General features: G+C 36.9%; 22 protein-coding genes. 16 read left to right on the top strand and 6 right to left on the bottom strand.

Translation table 11 applies throughout. From position 1 onward, the window contains the following. Positions 1–241 precede the first annotated feature (241 nt). On the bottom strand, positions 242–1,312 hold the full coding sequence (gene rfbB, locus IPO27_02875) for a dTDP-glucose 4,6-dehydratase (GenBank protein ID MBK8845545.1): 1,071 nt from the start codon (positions 1,310–1,312) through the stop codon (positions 242–244). Between the two features lie 510 nt (positions 1,313–1,822). Between rfbB and IPO27_02870 the strand changes: the two genes are divergently transcribed. From IPO27_02870 to IPO27_02820, 11 genes are all read left to right on the top strand, one after another. After that, positions 1,823–3,487, top strand: a complete 1,665-nt coding sequence (locus IPO27_02870) for a hypothetical protein (GenBank protein MBK8845544.1) — start codon at positions 1,823–1,825, stop codon at positions 3,485–3,487. Then, entirely contained in the window at positions 3,484–3,930 is a 447-nt protein-coding gene (locus IPO27_02865) for a hypothetical protein (GenBank protein ID MBK8845543.1), read from the top strand. The genes IPO27_02870 and IPO27_02865 overlap by 4 nt, the downstream gene beginning before the upstream one ends. Before the next feature lie 81 nt (positions 3,931–4,011). Continuing rightward, complete coding sequence (locus IPO27_02860; protein ID MBK8845542.1) at positions 4,012–4,221, top strand: hypothetical protein; 210 nt, start codon at positions 4,012–4,014, stop codon at positions 4,219–4,221. Next, positions 4,157–5,206, top strand: a complete 1,050-nt coding sequence (locus tag IPO27_02855) for a T9SS type A sorting domain-containing protein (protein ID MBK8845541.1) — start codon at positions 4,157–4,159, stop codon at positions 5,204–5,206. The genes IPO27_02860 and IPO27_02855 overlap by 65 nt, the downstream gene beginning before the upstream one ends. A 240-nt stretch (positions 5,207–5,446) precedes the next feature. Further along, positions 5,447–5,629, top strand: a complete 183-nt coding sequence (locus IPO27_02850; protein ID MBK8845540.1) for a hypothetical protein — start codon at positions 5,447–5,449, stop codon at positions 5,627–5,629. Positions 5,630–5,699: 70 nt separating this feature from the next. Then, positions 5,700–7,187: a hypothetical protein gene (locus tag IPO27_02845; protein ID MBK8845539.1), complete on the top strand. Its 1,488-nt coding sequence runs from the start codon at positions 5,700–5,702 to the stop codon at positions 7,185–7,187. After that, a complete protein-coding gene (locus IPO27_02840; protein ID MBK8845538.1) occupies positions 7,184–8,755 on the top strand; it encodes a hypothetical protein in 1,572 nt (523 codons plus the stop codon). Before IPO27_02845 ends, IPO27_02840 begins: the two co-directional genes overlap by 4 nt. Next, a complete protein-coding gene (locus IPO27_02835) occupies positions 8,724–8,918 on the top strand; it encodes a T9SS type A sorting domain-containing protein (GenBank protein MBK8845537.1) in 195 nt (64 codons plus the stop codon). The genes IPO27_02840 and IPO27_02835 overlap by 32 nt, the downstream gene beginning before the upstream one ends. Before the next feature lie 440 nt (positions 8,919–9,358). Continuing rightward, complete coding sequence (locus tag IPO27_02830; protein ID MBK8845536.1) at positions 9,359–9,841, top strand: hypothetical protein; 483 nt, start codon at positions 9,359–9,361, stop codon at positions 9,839–9,841. A gap of 52 nt (positions 9,842–9,893) precedes the next feature. Then, positions 9,894–11,027 (top strand): hypothetical protein, encoded by a 1,134-nt coding sequence (locus IPO27_02825; protein ID MBK8845535.1) that lies wholly within the window; start codon positions 9,894–9,896, stop codon positions 11,025–11,027. Positions 11,028–11,110: 83 nt separating this feature from the next. After that, positions 11,111–12,745 (top strand): T9SS type A sorting domain-containing protein, encoded by a 1,635-nt coding sequence (locus tag IPO27_02820; protein ID MBK8845534.1) that lies wholly within the window; start codon positions 11,111–11,113, stop codon positions 12,743–12,745. 215 nt (positions 12,746–12,960) lie between these two features. On the opposite strand, the gene IPO27_02815 is transcribed toward IPO27_02820, so the two are convergent. From IPO27_02815 to IPO27_02800, 4 genes are all read right to left on the bottom strand, one after another. Then, complete coding sequence (locus IPO27_02815) at positions 12,961–13,329, bottom strand: hypothetical protein (protein ID MBK8845533.1); 369 nt, start codon at positions 13,327–13,329, stop codon at positions 12,961–12,963. A 98-nt stretch (positions 13,330–13,427) separates the two neighbouring features. Then, entirely contained in the window at positions 13,428–14,594 is a 1,167-nt protein-coding gene (locus IPO27_02810; GenBank protein MBK8845532.1) for an aminotransferase class V-fold PLP-dependent enzyme, read from the bottom strand. A gap of 12 nt (positions 14,595–14,606) precedes the next feature. Further along, entirely contained in the window at positions 14,607–14,936 is a 330-nt protein-coding gene (gene gldC, locus IPO27_02805) for a gliding motility protein GldC (GenBank protein MBK8845531.1), read from the bottom strand. Positions 14,937–14,965: 29 nt separating this feature from the next. After that, positions 14,966–15,979: a hypothetical protein gene (locus tag IPO27_02800; GenBank protein ID MBK8845530.1), complete on the bottom strand. Its 1,014-nt coding sequence runs from the start codon at positions 15,977–15,979 to the stop codon at positions 14,966–14,968. 127 nt (positions 15,980–16,106) lie between these two features. Between IPO27_02800 and IPO27_02795 the strand changes: the two genes are divergently transcribed. From IPO27_02795 to IPO27_02775, 5 genes are all read left to right on the top strand, one after another. Continuing rightward, positions 16,107–16,802: a PorT family protein gene (locus IPO27_02795; GenBank protein MBK8845529.1), complete on the top strand. Its 696-nt coding sequence runs from the start codon at positions 16,107–16,109 to the stop codon at positions 16,800–16,802. Positions 16,803–16,916: 114 nt separating this feature from the next. Then, positions 16,917–18,590 carry an NAD+ synthase gene (locus IPO27_02790; GenBank protein ID MBK8845528.1) on the top strand — a complete coding sequence of 558 codons (1,674 nt, stop codon included), beginning with the start codon at positions 16,917–16,919 and terminating at the stop codon, positions 18,588–18,590. A 415-nt stretch (positions 18,591–19,005) separates the two neighbouring features. Continuing rightward, positions 19,006–19,710: a hypothetical protein gene (locus tag IPO27_02785; protein MBK8845527.1), complete on the top strand. Its 705-nt coding sequence runs from the start codon at positions 19,006–19,008 to the stop codon at positions 19,708–19,710. Positions 19,711–19,712: 2 nt separating this feature from the next. After that, entirely contained in the window at positions 19,713–19,871 is a 159-nt protein-coding gene (locus IPO27_02780; GenBank protein MBK8845526.1) for a hypothetical protein, read from the top strand. Beyond that, complete coding sequence (locus IPO27_02775; GenBank protein MBK8845525.1) at positions 19,850–20,938, top strand: T9SS type A sorting domain-containing protein; 1,089 nt, start codon at positions 19,850–19,852, stop codon at positions 20,936–20,938. The genes IPO27_02780 and IPO27_02775 overlap by 22 nt, the downstream gene beginning before the upstream one ends. Before the next feature lie 179 nt (positions 20,939–21,117). Here the strand turns inward: IPO27_02775 and IPO27_02770 are convergent, their stop codons facing one another. Next, complete coding sequence (locus IPO27_02770; protein ID MBK8845524.1) at positions 21,118–22,500, bottom strand: T9SS type A sorting domain-containing protein; 1,383 nt, start codon at positions 22,498–22,500, stop codon at positions 21,118–21,120. Positions 22,501–22,669 lie beyond the last annotated feature (169 nt).

Here is a 22,669-nt window from a genome sequence, read left to right as displayed (position 1 = left end):
AAGTTGTTTAAGTTACTAATTCATAAAGGAACACTATCTTCAGAAACAATCCACAAATGTAAACAAACGCAGTAAATGGGGAAAAATTTTGTCTGGTTTGTAATAATTTTAATTGCCTGAAATAATTTAACATAGCACCGTTTGGCGGGGTAATTTGGTTTGCTTTTTAAGCGTTGAGAAGCATTGCTCACCATTTATCTAATAAAGGTTATTAAAACAAAAGATATGCAACTATATTCTGCTAAAATCTCTTGGCATATTGTTCCTGATAGTAGTGCGAATAATTGCCCGAAATAACATTCTCCATCCAGCTTTGGTTGGCCAGGTACCAGTCCACGGTGTGTTCCAGCCCTTGTTCAAATTGAATGGAGGGCGTCCAACCCAGCTCATGTTTTAGTTTAGAGGCATCAATAGCATAACGTAAGTCATGCCCTTCGCGGTCTTTTACAAAGGTTAGCAGCTTGGCACTTTCACCCTTAGGTCTGTTTAGTTTATTGTCCATTATATTGCACAAAAGATGCAGTAGGTCAATGTTTTTCCATTCGTTATTGCCCCCAATGTTATACGTTTCCCCTTTTTTTCCTTTATGAAAAATTAAATCAATAGCTGCTGCATGATCCTCTACCCAAAGCCAATCGCGAACATTTAAACCTGCCCCATAGACAGGAACCGGTTTGTTATGCATGATATTATTAATTGCCAATGGAATCAGTTTTTCGGGAAATTGATTAGCTCCATAATTATTGCTGCAATTGCTAATGACCACCTGCATTTGGTACGTATCGTGATAGGCACGTACAAGGTGATCGCTACCTGCTTTGCTGGCGCTATATGGGCTGTGTGGGTCATAGCTGGTAGCTTCGGTAAATTTACCTGTGGCGCCCAGGGTTCCATACACTTCATCGGTGCTTATGTGATAGAATAAACCAGAGGACAATAGACCGTTTTTTTTCCAAATTGATTTTGCAGCATTTAATAGATTAACGGTGCCTAAAATATTGGTTTTAATAAAATCCAAAGGGCTCAGAATGCTACGGTCTACATGACTTTCGGCAGCAAGATGGATCACACTGTCAAATGCATGTTTTTCAAAAAGTTGATTGATTTCATTTTCATCGGTTATATCAGCCTTAATAAATTCGTAATTGGTAGATTGCTCTATATCTTTTAAATTTTCAAGATTACCCGCATAAGTAAGTTTATCAAGGTTAAATATTTTATAGTTCTTATAATGGGTAATAAACCTGCGTACTACATGGCTGCCAATAAAACCGGCACCTCCGGTAATTAGAATGTTTTTTTCAAAAGTCATTTTTACATTTAATAAGCAGCAAATATATACACATCTGCACAACTCATACATACGGTAGCTATTTGGACGGTATGCCTTGGCATACCGTTACAGTTTATTTTTTCGCCTGCCAATCAAACATGGTGAACACACAAAAATTAGTTAGGATTTTTTAATGCCTATTAGTTACAATATACCAACTCAAAAAAAATTAATTTAATTGAACACATCGGTTTAATATTTTATCAAGAAAAAAAAGCAATTCATTTTTCTTTTTTATTTAAAACAAGCTCTTCTTACTTAGATAGGGTATGGAGGGGATTGTTGAAGGGTACTATGCGCTTTGATATTTTACAACATAGGCTACGGTTAAAAAAAATATTTGCCCGTTCAAAATATTATTTATATTTACATCGTAACCAATTAAAAAATTATACAGGATGAAAAAAATCACTAAGCCTGAAACCCGCACAGGCAAAGTATTTGCGGGGGGGGGCAATTTTAGTTGCTCTTTGTTTGCTTAGCAATGTAATGGTAGCGCAGTTTAAGGCAGCAACCATACCGGAAACGAAATGCACAAAAAGTGTAGGGCCAACACCTAATTACCCTTACGTTTATCAAACCTCAAATGATATACTTATAACCAATGTTCTTGGTATACTAACTGAAATGGATTTGGTTGTATGGGCTGGTAACCCTGGGAGTATGTTTTGGAAATATTCTACTCCGGGGAACAGTTACTTTGATATTTTAGATTTGCCGGTCAATATCACAGAAGCAGATGTGGCCTTAATCCAACGAAATAATATTTGGTTTGCATTAATTGCTTATTTGAATGGGACAACTCCAATGTTGTTAGTTGAACAATTTAATCCGGGTAATCAAACATGGACACAAGTTTCTAATACGGCATTAGGAAATGGTACTGCATGTCAAACAGGAATACATATTGACAGTGATCAGCAAGAACATTTTTTTATTGTGTTTGATCAAATTAATGCTCAAGGCCAACAAAAAATATTTGGGGCTGCCGGCACCTTTTGGAATAACTCTATAACATTATGTATGACGAATTATGAATTTCCAATATTTAATGACCCTACAGGAACATATACAATTGACCCTCCATACTATACCCCTGATGTTGCAATTATGGATGTGCCTACAATAGCAGGGCAACAATTCAGCAATCCTGGAAAAGTTAAGATTACTTTTATGGCTCCTACTATCGGAAATCCAAATTCAATCAGTCAAATTTGTGTAAGTAATGATCTCGTATTTTCTCAATATCAGAACTGCGCTTTTACCGGACCTTCTGTAAATTTAGAATATTTAAAACTTGCAACCGGTAGTAATGTTTTCTCCCATCCTCGCATAGCAAGAAACAGGCGAAACCTTTCGATAAGTAATGTGCAAGAAGGTTATACAGTGGTTTGGGTTGGCCAAGACTTACAGGACTTTAATATTTATGGCCATACTGTTTTTTATGATTATGTTACACAACCGGGGCCTTGGCCTAAAATACTGAAAACAGATAATACGTATACCGATGGAAGTTGTTACTTTCATGGCTCCATTTCTGACGTTTTACCAGATATTAGTACATATCAAAAATCCCAACCAGTTGTTTCCTATGAAAGAAAAAGTGGGTTGGTAAATCCAAACTCCGGCCAAATAATGTGTATTGGTTTCAATTATTCAGATCCGAATACCAATAATTGGAAATCGGCATGTTTTTATGCAGATAATAGCGATGGAAGACCTGTTAAAACTACATTCTTCAATAATTACGAGTATTATACAATACAACAAAATATATCAGGTAACAACTTTGGTATTTCAATTACCGGTGAACTAAGCGAAAGTTTTATCTACTCATGGATGAAACAGCCAACTCAGCCAACTGGTGAAGCTTATTATAAAGTTGTAACCTCAGGTGCTGATTTACGTATGATAGGTTCAAATAATAATTACACTGAGGAAATGAAGTCAATTGTTATTGCCGATGATAATTTCTTACCAATTGAATTAAATTCAGTAACAAAAATCATTACATGGATAGGTGCACAAGGAGAAATTTATGCAGCTAATTGTGGTGCAGAAATTTTAGATAACAAAATTCCAAAAGGCCTTTCTTTTATATATTATTTAAATAAAAATGGTCAGAGTGAGCGAGTAAAAATATTAAAGCTATGACGCGCATACTATACATTTTACTTGTAGTAATTTTAATCCAACTCAAAGCACATGCGCAAAAACCTGTATTTGCCAAGGAGTGGGAAAAAGTTTTAGGAAGTTCAACCTGGGAGTTTGGGAATCTTAATATGTTATCAAAAGATTCAAGTGGGAGTTTTTATGTAGCCGGATTATCGGAGGGGTTATATCCAAGTGGAACAAAAACCAACCACAATTGCAGCTCCATTGACTCTAACCTTGCTTCGGCAGATATTTGGGTTACTAAGCTCGATGCCAATGGAAATATTATGTGGGATAGAAGTCTTGGAGGAGAACAGGACGAAGGCTTCAATTATTCCTTTTCCGACAACAAAAACAATATTTATCTTATTGGGTCGAGCAATTCAAAACGCTTGCGAAAAAAAACAGAACCACGCTATTCAAAAAGCAAGACTGGTGGATAGTGAAATTGAGATGATAGTAATGTTGTACAATGGGAGAAGCGCGTAGGTGATATATGGGACGATAAAACGTATTGCGGGGCTATGATTCCTGATAATAAATTACTCATTGGAGGATATTCAAATGGCTACATACCCGGTGGAGATGTAACAGATACCTTTGTTGGTTTTATTGATATTTGGATTGTAAAGATGGACACCAATGGCACCAAAATTTGGGATAATAATTATGGTAGTTCAAGTTGGGACTATGCTGGCAATATTTGCCAATTTCCGATTCAAATACTTAATTAGCGGCACTACCAATGGTACCTATTCTGGCCCAAGCTATGGTGATGTAAGTGATTCTTCATTTTCTCTTGTATTTGATTCAACTTATTGGAAGTATGACAACTGGTTACTGTTAATTGACTCAGCAGGTAACAAAATATGGGATAGGCGTTACGGGTGCCTCAAAGCGGATGATTTTGCAATCTGTGCAGCTTTAAGTTCTAATGGTAATATAGCTATAGGAAGTAACTTGGGAATGGCTTCACTGCAAGGTAATTTTTATCCATGTAATGATGGCATACAAGATACTTTGCCACGGGGTTATTTGGATATTTGGGGTTATGTAATAGAAACTGCAAAAGGGAACATGTTAAAGCAACGCAGAATTGGAGGAAATTCCCAAGATCAAATATGGCAAATTATTGCAACTACCGATGGGGGTTATTTATGCGTTTGTTTGTCAACATCTGACTCAAGTTTTGAGAAAAGTGAAAACCGAAAAGTAAACCTTGCTGATCCAAATAATTATGATTTTTGGTTGGTACGTATGGATAGCAATCTCAACATCATCTGGGATAAAACTATCGGCAGTGGCAAAAGAGATGAAACGCCATCGTTGATTCTTTTAAATGATAGTACATTTATTCTTGCAGGAGTGGTTACTGCAGGTAACTCAGGAGATGTGGGTGCGCCATTGTATGATTCATTAATTAATGATGCCCACGACTTTTGGGTAAGTAAATGGCATATCGTAAATCCAAGCAATATTGATGAACTCAATAGGTATAGTTTCAACCTATACCCAAATCCTATTAAAGATATTTTGTACATCACATTGCAAAATGCAAAAAACAAAACCTACCACCTGCAAGTGCAAGATATAACAGGGCGCATGATAGAGCAAAAGGATATTGTACTTGCAAAATCAAATACAGTAATGCTTGAAACTAATGCTTGGTTGCCGGGCGTGTATGTAGTGAATATAGAAGGTGTGAGTAAAAAGTGGTAAAACTGTGAAGTAACGGTACGTGTAAACGTTCTAAGTATTAAGTAATCGCGGGCGAGCCTTTGGCTCGCCCGCAGTATTTTGGAGTAAAGATTTTCTCTTCCTCATAGGTGTTATCACTTGTTTATGGCACAATCATTCCTACCACGAAAAAGGTTTGCCGCTTCCATCAATCTTAAAAATAACATTTGCCAGTTCAAAAACTTTTATAACTTTACAACATCATTTTAAAAATCTAATAATATGAAAAAAATCACTAAGCCAGAAACCCGCACTGGCACAGTATTTGCGGGGGGCAATTTAGTTGCTCTTTGTTTGCTTAGCAATGTAATGGTAGCGCAGTTTAAGGCAGCAACCATACCGAAAGAAATGCACAAAAATGTAGGGCCAACACCTAATACCTTACGTTTATCAAACCTCAAATGATATACTTATAACCAATGTTCTTGGTATACTAACTGAAAGATGTTGGTTGTATGGGCTGGTAACCCTGAGTATGTTTTGGAAATATTCTACTCCGGGGAACAGTTACTTTGATATTTTAGATTTGCCGGTCAATATCACAGAAGCAGATGTGGCCTTAATCCAACGAAATAATATTTGGTTTGCATTAATTGCTTATTTGAATGGGACAACTCCAATGTTGTTAGTTGAACAATTTAATCCGGGTAATCAAACATGGACACAAGTTTCTAATACGGCATTAGGAAATGGTACTGCATGTCAAACAGGAATACATATTGACAGTGATCAGCAAGAACATTTTTTTATTGTGTTTGATCAAATTAATGCACAAGGTCAACAAAAAATATTTGGAGCTGCAGGAACCTTCTGGAATAGCACCATACAATTGTGTATGACCAACTATGAATTTCCGTTATTTAAAGACCCAACAGGCACATTTAACATTGACCCGCCATATTATACACCAGATGTTGCAATTATGGATATGCCAACCGTACCAGCACAAGAATACAGTAATCCCGGAAAAGTTAAAATTACTTTTATGGCTCCTACTATCGGAAATCCAAATTCAATCAGTCAAATTTGTGTAAGTAATGATCTCGTATTTTCTCAATATCAGAACTGCGCTTTTACCGGACCTTCTGTAAATTTAGAATATTTAAAACTTGCAACCGGTAGTAATGTTTTCTCTCATCCTCGCATAGCAAGAAATAGACGTAACCTGACAATTAGTAATGTGCAAGAAGGTTATACAGTGGTTTGGGTTGGCCAAGACTTACAGGACTTTAATATTTATGGCCATACTGTTTTTTATGATTATGTTACACAACCGGGGCCTTGGCCTAAAAAATTGACTACTGACAATACTTATACGGATGGGTCATGTCAATTTCATAATGATCCAAATTTTTTGATAGATATAAGTACATATCAAAAAAAGGAACCTGTAGTTTCATATGAAAGAAAAAGTGGATTAGTAAACCCTAACTCCGGACAAATAATGTGTATTGGTTTCGATTATGTAGATAACACAAACAATGAATATAAATCAGCATGTTTTTATGCGGACAATAGTGATGGAAAGCCTGTAATGACTACTTTGGCCAATAATCACCTTTATTATACAATACAACAAAATACCACAGGGTCGAATGCCGGCATTGCTATTACTGGTGAGTTAAGTGAAAGTTTTATATACTCATGGAGTAAACAGACACCAGGACCAACTGGTGAAGTTTATTATAAAGTTGTCAGCTCTGGCGCTGATTTACGCATGTTGGGTTCAAATAATAATTACACTGAGGAATTGAAATCAATAGTAATTGCTGATGATAATTTCTTACCAATTGAATTAAACGCAATATCCAAAATCATTACATGGACCGGTACACGAGGAGAAGTTTTTGCAACTAATTGCAGTGCTGGAATTTTAAATAGGGAGATACCAAAGGGACTTTCATTTATATCGTATCTTAATAAAAATGGACAGAGTGAGCGACTAAAAATATTAAAGTTATGATTCGCTTATTATGCATTTTACTTATTTTGGTATTAATCCAAATTAAGGCACATGCTCAAAAACCTGTATTTGCCAAGGAATGGGAAAAAGTTTTAGGTAGTGCAACATGGGAGTATGGCAATTTTAATATGTTATCAAAGGATTCAAGCGGCAATTTTTATGTAGCAGGACACTCTAGTGGTAAATACCCCAGTGGTACAAAAACTGATCACAATTGTTATTCTTTCGACTCAACTACAACTCCAGTGGATATATGGGTTACCAAAGTAGATGCCAATGGAAATATTATGTGGGATAGAACGCTTGGTGGTGTACTAGATGATGGTTTTAGTTATTCCTTTTCTGACAATAAGAACAATGTTTATATTATTGGAGTAAGCAATTCAAAACCTGACTGTGAAAAAACAGAACCACGCTATTCAAAAAAACAGGATTGGTGGATAGTAAAATTAAACGAGAGCAATGTGGTACAATGGGATAAGCGCTTGGGTGATATATGGGATGATAAAACATATTGTGGGGCTATGACTCCTGATAATAAATTACTTATTGGAGGATATTCAAATGGCTATATTCCCGGTGGTGATGTAACAGATACTTTTGTAGGTTTTATTGATATTTGGATTGTAAAAATGGATACAAATGGAACAAAAATTTGGGATAATAATTATGGTAGTTCAAGTTGGGACTTAGTTTATAATATTTTGCCAATTTCCGATTCAAAATACTTAATTACCGGCAGCACCAATGGCACATACTATGGCCCAAGCTATGGCGATGTAAGTGATTCTTCTTTTTCTCTTGTGTTTGACTCAACTTATTGGAAGTATGACAACTGGTTACTGTTAATAGATTCAGCCGGCAACAAAATATGGGATAGGCGTTATGGTTGCCTCAAGGCAGATGATTATGCATTATGTGCAGCTTTAAGTTCTAATGGTAATGTAGCTATAGGTGCCACGTTAGGAATGGCTTCTCTGCAAGGTAATTTTTATCCATGCAATGATGGCATACAAGACACCTTGCCTCGTGGCTGGATTGACTCATGGGTATATGTGATTGATACTGCAAATGGGGATATATTAAAGCAACGCAGATTTGGTGGAAATGTAAATGAGCAAGTAATTCAAATTTTAACAACCAATGATGGTGGTTATTTATGTGTATGTCATTCGAATTCTGATTCGAGTTTTGAAAAAAGTGAAAACCGAAAAGTAAACCTTGCTGATCCAAATAATTATGATTTTTGGTTGGTACGTATGGATAGCAATCTTAACATTATTTGGGATAAAACTATAGGTAGTGGTAAAAGAGATGAAACTCCTTCGGTCATACTACTAGATGATAGTACATTTATTTTAGCAGGTGTAGTTACAGCGGGAAATTCAGGAGATGTGGGTGCGCCATTGTATGATTCAATTATTAGTAATGCCTATGACTTTTGGATAAGCAAATGGCATATAGTCAACCCATCAAATATTGAGGAGATTAATCACTATAGCTTTAGCCTCTACCCAAATCCTACTACTGATATTTTTGTACATCACTTTACAAAACATAAAAAATAAAACCTATCACTTACACGTGCAAGATATGCAGGGGCGTACAGTAGCGCAACGGCAACTTACTATAACAAATTCAAACACAATCATGCTTGAATCGCATGATTGGCAACCCGGTGTATATGTGGTTAACATTGATGGAGTGAGTAAGAAGGTGGTAAAGTTGTGATGTAACGGTGAGTGTAAACGTTCTTAGCATAAATTAATTGCGGGCGAGCCAAAGGCTCGCCCGCATTGTTTTGGAGTAGAATGTTATTGCGTTAGTTTGGCCTCTTTGTCCGCGTACAACATTTTTGATATTGTATTTCTTATGGTGCTTATTTTTGGCAGTACCATCAAAGCTTGCCTAATTATCACACTGCAGCCCAAGTTGGTGTCCTCCCTAACATGCAAAACTTCAAGTACAACATATATTTACTCACCCACCCCAAAACTACATCTTCCAACAATCAAGAAAAAACATTTGCCAACTTAAAAACTTTTATAACTTTACAACATCATTTTAAAAATCTAATAATATGAAAAAATCCGCTAAGCCAGAAACCCGCACTGGCACGTCATTTGCGGGGGGGGGCAATCTTAGTTGCTCTTTGTTTAATTTCTAATGTGATGGTAGCGCAATATAGGGCAGCATCAATTCCTGAAACTATTTGCCAAAGTTCTTCTGGCCAAATTAATTTCCCGACTACTTACCAAACAAGCAATGATATTTTTATTGGAAATGTAAATGGCGTGAATACGGAATTTAGCATTGTTGCTTGGGCTGGTGTCAATGGCGCAAGTTATTTTCAATGGCGATACAATAATAATGGCACCATATTTACAGATGTTTTTAATATTCCCTATAACATGAATGATCTTGATGTATGTATTTTACTACGGCCTAATAATTGGTTTGTTCTAATTGCATATAAAGATGTTTCTATCCCCAAATTACTAGCTTATAAATTTAATCCCATAAATAAAACATTTACGTTTGTGTCTAATACCACTTTAGGCAATGGAAACGGAATTTATACAGACATCCAAATAGATAGTGATCAATCAGAACATTTTTTTGTTGTTTGGGATCAACCCAACAATACTGAGTAATTAAAATTTTTGTGCTTCAGGAGGAATAGCAAACAATTCTATTTCTATTTGTATGACAAATTATGAATTTCCATTATTCAATGATCCAATAAGTGGAAGCACTGTGAATCCCCCTTATTATTTTCCGGATGTTGCGGTTATGGAGCTCCCTATCCCGTCTGTTGTAGATATTCAAATGCAGGCTAGAATTACTTTTGTTGGAACTAGTTGTAGTGCTTATCCAAATTCAAGCGGGATAGTTTGTATTCCTAACGATTTTAAATCAACAGATTGGATAAATTGCACATACAGTAGTTTAAGTAATACACTTGCTTACATCAAACCATCGCCATCGGGTACTATCTATACAACTCCACGTATTGCGCGCCATCGCAGAGCTACTTCAATATCTTATTTACAAGAAGGATTTACCGTAGTATGGAGTGCTTATTCAGGTGGGTCTGGCAATATTAAAGGATTTACAACTTTTTATGATTATATAACCAATTCACCAAATTTATTAATTCAAACTACTGATAATACTTATACAGATGGGTTGTGTGTTTTCGACAATATACCACCAAAGACATTGCCAAACATTAGTTCGGATTTAGGTAGCACGAGTATCTTACCAGTTGTAAGTTACGAAAGAAAAAGTGGCCTTGTAAATCCACTTTCCAAGCAAATCATGTGTATAGCATTTAATTTTACTGACCCTTTTAGTGGCTATACATCATGTGCTTCATTCTATGCAAGAAATTTAAATGGCAAGCCATATTGCTCACAAACAGGAAATTTGCCGCAGAACGAATATTATCGTGTTCCAGCAAACGTGATTGACAAATGTCATGGTATTGCCATTAGTGGAGAGTTAAGCGAAAGTTTTTTATATTCATGGATTGCTCCTGCCCTAGTACCACCATCAACAAACATATACTATAAAATAGTACAGTCGGGTGCGAATCTAAAGTCAGGTGATATGCAACATACTTCTGTGAATTATGAAATATTGAATGATCAATTTATTTCAGTAAATTTAAGTAATGCGACCAAAATAATGTCTTTAATTGATATACAAGGCAAAGTAGTATTAGATGCAGATAAAATGGAGGTTAACAAATTACAAGCATTAAATAATGGATTCTACTTGTTAAGCTACTTAGATGCAAATGGTGCCCCGAATACCGTAAAAGTACTTAAGCTGTGAAAACCAGGGCGATAATTTTCTTATTGTTTTTTTTTCCGAATTTTATTTTAAGCCAGCCAACATTTGTTAAGGTTTGGGAAAAAATGTTAGGGAGTCAAAGTGTGGATGGTAACCAATCGTCTAACAATTTTTTTTACAGAGATAGTATTGGTAATATATACCTTGCTGCTATTTCAATTTCAGGTTCGCCATCAGGCACAAAAACTGACCCTAATTGCATTCTAAATGATACTACCATTCCTCCGCACGATATGTGGATAATTAAGTTAGACAGCAATGGCAATCAAATATGGGATAGGACCTTAGGAGGAACAAACTCTGATGGTGGTTTTTGTATGTATCATAGGCAAAATGGTAATTTATTAATAACCGGCTTTTCAAATTCTAAACAGAGTTGTGAGAAATCGCAAAATAATTACCAGAATGATTATGATGGATGGACGGTGGAATTGACTACTGATAGCGAATTGGTATGGAATAGAAGATTAGGCACCAATTGTCTTGATAATTTTTATGTAATAGCAGAAGCACCAGATAGCAGTATATTATTAGGAGGGTATGCAGATTGTTTAAATCCGGGGCATGATTTAACCGATACCAATGTAGGTTTTTTTGATGATATCTGGTTTGTAAAGTGCGATAAAAATGGAAAAAAGATATGGGATCAAAAATACGGTTCTACAGGGATTGATTATATATCTTCAATTATTCCATTGTCAGATTATAGTTATATAATAATTGGTCGTACAGAAGGGCAGAAATCGGGAGATGTAAGTGATTCCTCGTTTTCAGAAAAATTTGATCCCACTTATTTTAAGTTAGACAACTGGATATTAAAAATTGACTCTTCTGGAAAAAAGATTTGGGACAAACGATACGGTTGTTTAAAAGCCGATGACTTACCTGTTACTGCCATATTAAATAGTCAAGGTAATTTAGTGATTGGTGCTACATTAGGTTTGTCATCATTACAAGGGATATTTGAACCTTGCAATGATGGTGTTACTGATACAAGTGCTCGAGGCGCATGGGATGCGTGGATATATACGATTGATACAGCAAGTGGAAATATCCTAAATGAAAAACGATTTGGTGGCGATATAAATGATAACGTCAGGCAAATAATTGAAATGCAGGATAAGGGTTACTTACTTGTTTGCTCGTCCAATTCACATGCAGGGTTTGAAAAATCAGAAAACCCAAAAGGAAATCAGCAAGTTACTAATTATGATATTTGGTTGGTCCGTATGGATTCGGCACTCAATATTATTTGGGATAAAACAATAGGAGGCCTTGGCAATGAATATGGTAATGTAATTGTGTTAAACGATAGTACTTTCATATTAGCAACAACTGTTGATTCGGGCGATAATTATGATATTGGAGTTAGCTCGATTGATACAGTTGGCTTTCCCTGGAAGTACGACATCTGGGTATCCAAATGGTACATCCCTAACCCGGCACAATTACAAGAAATGAGCTTAGCCAGTTTTAACCTCTATCCCAACCCTGCGCAAGATTTGGTTTACATTACCTTGCAACATGCTACCAAAGAAAAATACCAGCTACATGTACAAAACATGAAAGGTGCTACCATTGCAATGCAAACACTTACTTACCAAAATAAAAGCACCATATCCCTTTCAACTGCCACATGGCCACCGGGTGTGTATGTGGTAAATATTGAGGGAGTAAGCAGGAAGTTGGTGAAGTTGTAACTAATACGATATACGTTGCTAAAATTAGTTTGAAGTTTAAAGTTGAAAGTTTGAAGATGGAAGTTTGAAGAATGATAGTTTGAAGATGGAAGTTTGATTCTGGTTTGAGTTATCACATTTATTTTGTTGATGAAAAAACCAACATAAGGCAGAAGCACCTTCAAAAAGCCAGCGACCGGCCTTATTAAATTTATTTGAACAGATGCCTTTGAAGATTAGCTGGCAGGCTTGCGCCAAGCAATCCGCGAATGAGCTAAGGGCAGGAGGTGGGTGGTGCGAATGGCTCGGGTTGTGGGCAAAAATCTGAAAAGTGCAGATGTCAAAAAATTTATGAAGCCTTGAACTTTTGTTACTTTTGGTTCAAGCCAAAAGTAAAAGAATGTAATATAAAGCAAAAAATAGTTTGAAGGTAAAAGTTTGAAGTTTGAAGAATTGTACTTGTTGGGATGACATGCTTCTTTTTCTGTTGTTGGATAACTTATAACTAATACGATATACGTTGCAAAAACAGGAAGGCGGGGCGCTTCGCGCCCCGCCCTAATTCTACATTCAATTCCTCTCTTTTTAATGAAAGCATCAAACATCGTTAGCTATAAAATAGTAACTGCTAAACAGACAATAATAATTCAATTAATGGAAGTGTTACTACTGCAACACAATAGTATAATAAGCCAAACTCCAGTTATGATATGAAATTTCTGCTCGCCATTTCTGTTGTAAGAGCAGCATGCAATTTTTCTAAATCGATGGCGTTATTAAACGCATTGATAGAATAGCGAATATACACTTTGCTACCCAGGCGCATTACTGGAATTTCTATTTTATATTTTTCGAATAAATGGCGTTGAAATTTTTCTGGTTCCGATGTGTTTAGTTCAAGACTAAGCATTTGTAAAATGAAATCGTCCGTTAAAGGTGCCAGCGGTTGGGTTTGTAATAGTTCGGCTAAGACGGAAGCATGGTTTTTTACCAGTTGCCTGCAACCGTTGCTTACATGCTCCCAATTATGGTCAGCCATAAATTGGATAGAATCAGGAATGGTAAGGTAAGCAGAAAAATCGCGTGTGCCGTTAAACTGATGCAAGTCTATAAATTGTGAGTGCGATGGAAACAGTGCCTTATATCCCCAACTAACGATTAAAGGCTCGAGCAGATGTTGGCTTTCTTTATGTGTGTATAAAAACGAACAACCTTTGGGCGTCATCATCCACTTGTGGCAAGCTCCTGTATAAAAATCAGCTTGTAATTGTTGCATGTTCAATGGCACATGCCCGGGTGCATGCGCTCCATCAACAAAAGTAAGCAAGCCATGTTTTTTGGCTTCGGTACAAATTTCTTCAACCGGCAATCGCAGGGCGGTGCTACTAGTAATGTGGCTTATAAAAACCAACTTGGTTTTTGATGTAAGACCTTTAAAAAATTCTGCAACAAATTCTTCTTTCGTTGTTAATGGTAGGGATATATGCTGTTGCACATACTTTGCACCGCTTGCGGTACAAATAAAATCCCATGCTTTGTCGCAAGCACCGTATTCGAGGTTGGTAGTAAGAATTTCGTCACCGGGTTGCAGGTGCAGGCTTCGTGCTACAAGGTTTACGGCATGCGATGGGTTGGGCACCATTACCACATCATCTGCATGGCAGTGGATATACGCACCAAGGGACACTCTGCTTTGGTTTAAATATTTGGGGCCAATCGTTGTAAAAAATTGTACCGGTTCCGATTCTAGTTCATATTGATACTTTATATAGCTATCAAAAATTGGTTTGGGGCATGCACCAAACGAACCAAAGTTTAGATAAGTAACATCTGGAGTTAGCAGGAATAACGATTTTAGATTAGTCTCCATGGTTGATGATTATTATTTAAGTAAGCCGGTTTTCTTTCCAAACGATTCTGAAAAATTGCGGATATCATCAGCAATTTCTTTTTCGCCAGTGGCACGTACATAGGTATCGGCAAGGCTACGCATGGTTTCATAAATAAACTGTTGCATTTCGTCAACCATCATTTCTTTTGTCCAGAGGTCAATACGTAAGGTGCCTTGCTCGCGCGCATCAAAAACGCTTAGCAATAAGGCCTTTGCATTTTTTATGCCTTCGAGGCCCGAGTCGGTGGCACTCCAGTTAATAAGAACAGGCGTGTGCGTTTCGTCTAATTGTATATCAAATTCAATTTTCGATTTTTTCATTTTTTAATATGAGATTTATTGTTTTAAAATCAAGGTTTATACCCCGACTGATTAAATATTTTTAGATGATCGGTATTACTCATGAGTTGAGTAAGCGTAATATCCTTATTGTTTTTTAAGTAGGCTACTATAATTTTATAACCGATGTAGCATCCCAGCCTTGGTGGCGAGCCTTCGGGAAAACCGCTAGTTGTTGGCCCATCGCTTATCAGTTTCATAAACGTTTTATAATCGGTACTGAACAATAACTTATTCTCAATCATAGCTGCCCAAATATTCTTTTCGTTTTTTGCAGCAAATTCCACTTCGGTTTGGCTATAGCCAAACCGAATACTATCGGGCATAGAAGGAGCCATGGCTTGCAGGTAATACCACATTTTGCCGTAATATATCATGTAGTCCATGCATTGATTTTTTGCTAAATCCTGCGGATATTCTTTTTGAAAATATCCGGTTATGCAGTTGGGAGCAATGTATTGGCGCGATAGTTTGCGAATCATAAAATTTGGAAATTGAAGCGAAGGATAAAATTCGCAATCTGCTCCGAGGTAAAAATCGAGCCCGATACCAATGCTGCTGTCTACTGTTACGGTAGCATAATTAAATGCCGAGATGTAGGAAATAAAATTAGGGACAGGCTTTTGCGGATAGTAATATGTGTAGTGCTTTACAAAATCTGTTAACTGTGCCTGTATATCATCCATTTGCGAAAAGGCGGAATCAGTTTTGCTTTTGATAGTTTTTACATCTCTGTCACTGATAAATTTATTTAGAGCGTCAAGCAGGATGGTGTCGTTTTTTATTGGCAGCCGCAACATGCGGTTGCAATAAATGTCGAAAAAGTCTTTGTAGTTGGCACGCAGTTCAGAAAGGGTGTCATAGGTAATGCTGTCTTGTTTAAACAGGTCATTATCCAGTTGTTTAATAACCGCCTCCGAAGTTATTTGCGAAACATCGATTTCGAGTGGATTACTTTTGCACCCGGCAAGCAACAGTATGGCATAAAATATGCAATGCCGGAAATAATAAATTTGGTGGCTCATAAAACGAATGCTTGTGTTTCTATTCAGCAAAGAAAATTTTGAGGCAAAAATGTGTATTTAAACTTAAATAAGTAAACTTGCGCCATATTTTAATCAACGTTAAAAAAATCAATTCAAATTATAAATTATGATGAAGAAACTAATTATCGCATTTGTTCTATTTTCCATGTCGACACAAACGTACGCACAGAAATTCAGATATGGATTAACCGTAACCCCGCTCATGTTTAACTGGCTAAAATCGAATGCCGATTCCATTGAAAGCGATGGCATAAAAATGGGCTTTACCTACGGAGCAACATTTGAAATTAAGTTATACGAAAATCTGGCGCTTAGTTCAGGAATACATGTAATGTACCGCGGAGGTAAACTAACTTACCTTGATACGCTAAGAAAAAGTATAAATGGAATAGATTCGATGACCAGTGCCAATTACAATTGGAATATTACCAGTCAGTACCTTGAACTGCCTATTTGCCTTAAGATGTCAACTAAAGAAATTAACCACTTTAAATACTTCGGTTTGTTTGGTTTAGGTATTGGGTATAACATAAAGGGCAATTCGAAGTTGGAATATGATGGCAAAACCATAGAGAACAAGAAGTTTAACGAAAGCCTGGTGGGTTTTCACACCGCACTACATATAGGTGGAGGAGCTGAATACAATATCAGTGGCAGCACCTGGTTGGTGGGCAGCATTTATTGGAATAATGGATTTACCGATATACTTGATGCCAAGTCGAAGCCGGCAAATCGTTTAGAAACTAAAGATGCCAAGGTAAATACGAACAACATTGGAGTAAGCGTGGGCGTGTTATTTTAATAGCACATCCGATAAATTTTTAGGGCATCCCGTGCAGTTACTGCACGGGATGTTTTGTTTACTGTACTATCAAGTTTGCTTTTCCTACTTTTGCATAAAAATATTTCGTTTGTAATGAGGATAGCCTTAGCTCAATTAAACTTTCATATTGCTAACTTTGAGAGCAATACTCAAAAAATAATAGATGCCATACAACGATGCAAGGTGGCAGGATGCGACCTTGTTGTTTTTTCGGAGATGAGCATTTGTGGCTACCCTGCACTTGATTTTCTAGAATTTGATGATTTTATAAATCGTTGCAAAGCAGCTGTTGACAGCATAGCCTTACATTGCAACGGTATTGCAGCAGTGGTAGGTGCACCTACTCATAACCCGGTACTTGAAGGTAAAAACCTTTACAATTCTGCTTACCTGCTTGCCGATGGTAAGGTGGCTCATGTGGCACACAAGGCGTTGCTGCCAACCTATGATGTGTTTGATGAATACCGATACTTTGAACCTGCTACCGAGTTTAAGTGTGTTGATTATAAAGGTGTAAAGCTTGCCATTACCGTTTGCGAAGATCTGTGGAATTTGGAAGATGACCCCCTGTATAAATCATGCCCTATGGATACGCTAATATTGGAACAGCCACAGCTAATGATAAACATTGCGGCATCGCCTTTCAACTACCAACACTCGGAAACACGGCACCAGATTTTAAAGAAGAATATTGCCAAGTATGGTTTGCCATTAATTTATGTAAATCAAGTGGGAGCCAATACGGATTTAATTTTTGATGGAAATTCACTGGTAATGGATAGTGATGCTAAGGTGTTGTATCGTGCCAATGATTTTGAAGAAGATATAACCATAGTAGATGTTGAAGTAGGCAATAACAATATTGCTCTTACAACGTGCGAACATTTGCTTACTTATGATGGCAATAACCCGGAGGTAGAAGAAAACAGAATACGCAGAATACATGATGCCCTGGTGCTTGGCATTCGCGATTATTTTGAGAAAATGGGTTTTAAGAAGGCCGTGTTTGGTATGAGTGGTGGTATTGATAGTGCATTGGTGTATTACCTTGCTGTAAAGGCCTTGGGAGCAGAGAATGTATTGCCGGTAATGATGCCTTCACAATACTCGAGTAGCGGCAGTGTGAGCGATAGCGAGCGCATGATTGAAAAGCTTGGAACTGCAAGCGAGTTGATTTCTATCAAAACTATTTTTGATGAGTTTTTGGTTGCGTTGCAAAAATTGTTTAAGGCAATGCCCTTTGGCATTGCCGAAGAAAATATACAGGCACGTATACGAGGTGTGCTGTTAATGGCTATAAGTAACAAGCATGGATATATATTACTTAACACTAGCAACAAGAGTGAGTTGGCTGTAGGTTATGGTACCTTATATGGCGATATGTGCGGTGGCCTTTCGGTAATTGGCGATTTGTACAAAACCAAGGTGTATGAACTTGCCCGTTTTATAAATGAAACGGAAGAAATAATTCCACATACGATAATCCATAAAGCGCCCTCAGCCGAGCTAAGACCTAATCAGAAGGACAGCGATTCGCTACCCGATTATGATATACTTGATAAGATACTGTTTGAGTATATAGAACAGCGCATGAGTATAGACAAGATAATTAAACTGGGTTACGATGAGGCGTTAGTAAAACGTATTTTGCGTATGGTGAATAACAATGAGTATAAACGTTTTCAGTTTGCACCAGTTTTGCGTGTATCGCCTCATGCATTTGGTTTGGGCCGCAGGATGCCGTTAGTGGCAAGGTATTTAAGTTGATTTGGTTTTTTAGCTGCTCGACATGTTCCGCAAGCCATGTCAAAGTTACGAGAAACAAGCATTTTCGATGATTGGTTTTTTTATATAACAGGTTCACATATCAGGAATTCCAACCGCGGATAGATTTTTTTTGCACAAGGCATTGACTTTAACTGCTCAATAGTTTTTAACAAACCACTAAATTAATCATCATTAAATTTTCTATTAACATTCCAAATTCTAAAGTCAAATTCAATTTGACAAGCATGAATGCTTGAAATGCCACCTACACAAAGGTTTGGGAATGGTTTGTTTTTTATTTCATCTAAATAAAATTTATTTTGGATAATAATATATAGATAAATTTAGAACAATGATTGCCTAATACAAGCATGCGAATATTGCAACCGTAATTTATTAATTCAAAAAAAAATTTATGAGAAAAAATCAATTCCTGATTAAAACACTTATGGCTACAGCAATAGCTCTAAGTTCAAATGTAGCAATGTCGCAAGGCTTTGTTACCGAAGAAACGCCAATGATGAAAGGTGTAACAAAAAACATCAAGAACAATTGGAAAGTGCGCCCACTTGTTACAGTAGGCGAAACTAACAATGCCATGCAAGATGTAAATAGTGCTGAACTTGGTTATCGTTTGCCAGGTATATTGGATGGTATTGGTGCGTTTTACCGTAGCCCATATCGCGTGCAAGTGCTAGTGAATAGCGAGTTAAGCGGAAATGAAGGTTATACGTATTCCTTATCAAATGGAACACCATTAACCGGGGCTCGCATTACCAGTGTTGATATATTTAGAAAGACTCGCACAATAAAAAAGATGTCGTTAGCTTACGATCGTGTTTTTGATCGTTTTGGCAAAATAGTTACCAATGCATCACAAATCAATGAAGGCTCAAGCACCGGACCAAACGATGGTTTTTCTCGTTTATGTTCAGCAACTGGGATAAAGGCTGGAGCTTTAGGATTTACACGTGATGTATTCTTTGCAGGTGAAGAAACATCAAATGGACAGATGGCTGCACTTGATGTAAATGCTCGCGATATTTATGTTGTGCCAATGATGGGTCGTCCGGCTACGAGAATGTTGCTGCTATTGCTAATTATGGTACCAACAAGGTAGTCATGATAATTGCTGACGACCGTGGTGGTGCTCCATTATTGTTGTATGTTGGCGAAAAAGGTACCGTTGCTCAAAACTATCCGGTAAACCTTAGCTTTTTGAAAAATAATGGACTTGCCAATGGGCAGTTGTACGTGTGGTGTCTGACGACTTTGCAGTAAATGGAGAGCGTGACTATACCACCTTTAATGGTACAGGCAATATCAGAAACGGACGTTTTGTAAAGTTCGATCATTTTTTACCAGCATTGAAAGGAACTGCAGGTTTCGATGCTTTTGGATTCCCTTTTCAAACACAGCAAGATTCGTTAGCTAACCTTAAAAATTATTTTAAATTTTCACGTCCCGAAGATGTGGAGACAAATCCAAATGACCCTACGCAGGTTATTTTTGCCTCTACAGGTTTAAGCTCTATATTTAATGGAGTTGATAGCTGGGGTACAACCTATTTAATTGACTTTAACGATAGCAGCCTTATGGCAAAATTAAATATGCCATTATCGCAAATAGACAACATTGAAGCAAGTTTAAAAGTAGTGTACGATGGTAATGATGCTGGTGGTGGTTTATTTTCAGGTCCTGATTTTGGTTTGCGCTCACCCGACAATTTAACTTGGGCATCTAATGGAATGGTGTATTTGCAAGAAGACAAATCAGTAACAGGATTTGGATTAACAAGCGGCATGGAAGCTTCTGTGTTTGAGCTTGACCCAATGTCTGGCGCTATGGCACGTATACTTGAAATGGATCGTAATGCTGTACCTTTTATGCAATCGGATGTTGCAATTACTGATTTAGGCAATTGGGAATCATCAGGAATATTGGATGTAACAAACTTATTTGAAACCAAGCCAGGCGAAGTTGTATTATTGTTTGATGTGCAAGCACACTCAGCAGCAAATGGTTTAATAAATGGAAGTGCCAATTTAGTGCAGGGTGGACAGTTATGTTTGGCAACCAAAATATTTCCAATGGTACAATCAAGCAATAAGTCGATTGCAACTTCTAACGTTACAGAATCTGAATCAAAAGAAGATTTAGTATTTCCTAATCCGGCTGTTGATAAACTGAATTTTATAGAGCGTAATACAGGTACAGTTAAAAATGCCGAAGGAAAAGAAGTTTTGAAATTTACAGCAACCAACAATATTGATATACAGACTTTACCGGTAGGTGTTTACACTGTTATTTTTGCAAATGGCAGCGAAAGTAAGTTTGTAAAAAAATAAGGCTACCTTTTTTTAAAATATTCAATTAACAGAGCAAGGAGGCCCGTAAGCCTCTTTTTTGCATTTTATCCTTTGATGGAGTATATCAGGTACACTAACTAAAAGAATTTTGTTATGAACGAATGAGGAGTGTATTTAATCAGACCAACTTAGCACTAAGCATAGTTCATTCTAAAAAATTATTGTACCACCACCAACTTGCTTTTGTAAGTTTTGCTGCCTGCAATGTTAACATAATAAATTCCTTTGGGTAATGCAGAGGTATATAAGGCCATTTTACGATTGGTAACATTATTATGCATTGCATGCATTTGTCCTTTCAAATCGTATATGGTAATGGTTACAGATTCATCGGTGAGGTACGACCAATCGATAATAGCATGTGTACTTGATGGATTTGGATAAATAGAAATACGGTTACTATTGGTAAGTTCTTCCGTGGCCGTAACAAGGGTGGTAGTAACATTCGAGAAGATGTAAGCATTGCTCGATACTTTGCTTGCTGTGCATGGGCCAGTTTGCAGAATTCCAATAGTATATTGATTACTACCTTGCGGTGCATAAATATCGGTGTAGGTAATAACCTGATTAATAGTGCCAATGCTATCTATGAGTTGCCATCCACTGCCATTAGAATTTCGGAAGATGTAATAATAAGGTGAACCTATTAATGCATTCCAAAGCAATTGTGCCTGATTGTTGCCACCTGGGAAAGATAATAAATGTATTGTTGCCAATGTTTTGACAATATTGCCAGCAAGATAATTTCCACAAGAATCAACCGCTTGTATTTTGTATCTAAACGAATGTTGGCTCGGGCTTGAGGTTAAATCTACAAATGTGCTAAGGCTATCTATTGTTATGGTAGCAATGGAGTCGTAAGTAAGACTATTAGATTGACCAAAGATAATAGTTCCTTGAGCATTTTGACCTGGTTTGTCTTCCCAAATCAACTCACATTTGTTTATTGCGGTATCTACACCTAAATAGCAAAAGTTAGGCACTTCTATTTGTGATACTTTATCGTTGCATTCAAAGCAAGGATGTTCTTTCATTTGAAAGGGTAAATTAATATTCAATGCTGTTGCTGCATTATCAAAAGAATTGTTGGCTGTAATAACGTAGTAATAATAATTTGGCGCCATAAGTGAATCTTGAGGGTAAAAATCGATTGTGCTTCCAATATCAACATCAAACGTGCCACAAAATAATATTTTGCTACTGTTGAAGTCGGTAGCATTAGTAACCTTAGAGTTAAATGGTCCATAAATAATAATTCCTAGTGAATCTGAATTCGAATTGGAATATAAGATGCTATAAATCTTAATAGAATTTAAACTATGATCGTAGCAAGCTGGTGAGTAAAACCAAGTTTGTCTCCCTGTAAATGGGAGGCAACCATAGTCGGGCCCAACAATGCCCGGTGTGCCTGGTGGCGGCACTGGAGCTAAGTTATAGCCTGCATTATACCATTCTAAGACAGCATTAGTAAAACTAGATTGTGCTTGTATCGAAAAAGCGAACAGAAATGCAAGGCATGTTAAAATAATATGTTTTTTCATCGTGATAAATTTTTAGAGTTTAATTACAATACGTAAACAAGTATTAAATGTGAGTAAGAAAGATGAAAAAGGGAAATTTTAGTCTATGATTGGAGCGCATAGCTGTGACGCCAAACATGGACAATTGCATCACCAAAATTTGCGGCTGTAAGAATCAACTTGTAAATTT

Source organism: Bacteroidota bacterium, from assembly GCA_016714535.1.
Taxonomy (GTDB): domain Bacteria; phylum Bacteroidota; class Bacteroidia; order AKYH767-A; family OLB10; genus JADKFV01.
The sequence above is the reverse complement of the archived record's forward strand: the minus strand, read 5'-3'. Positions and strand labels throughout refer to the sequence as shown.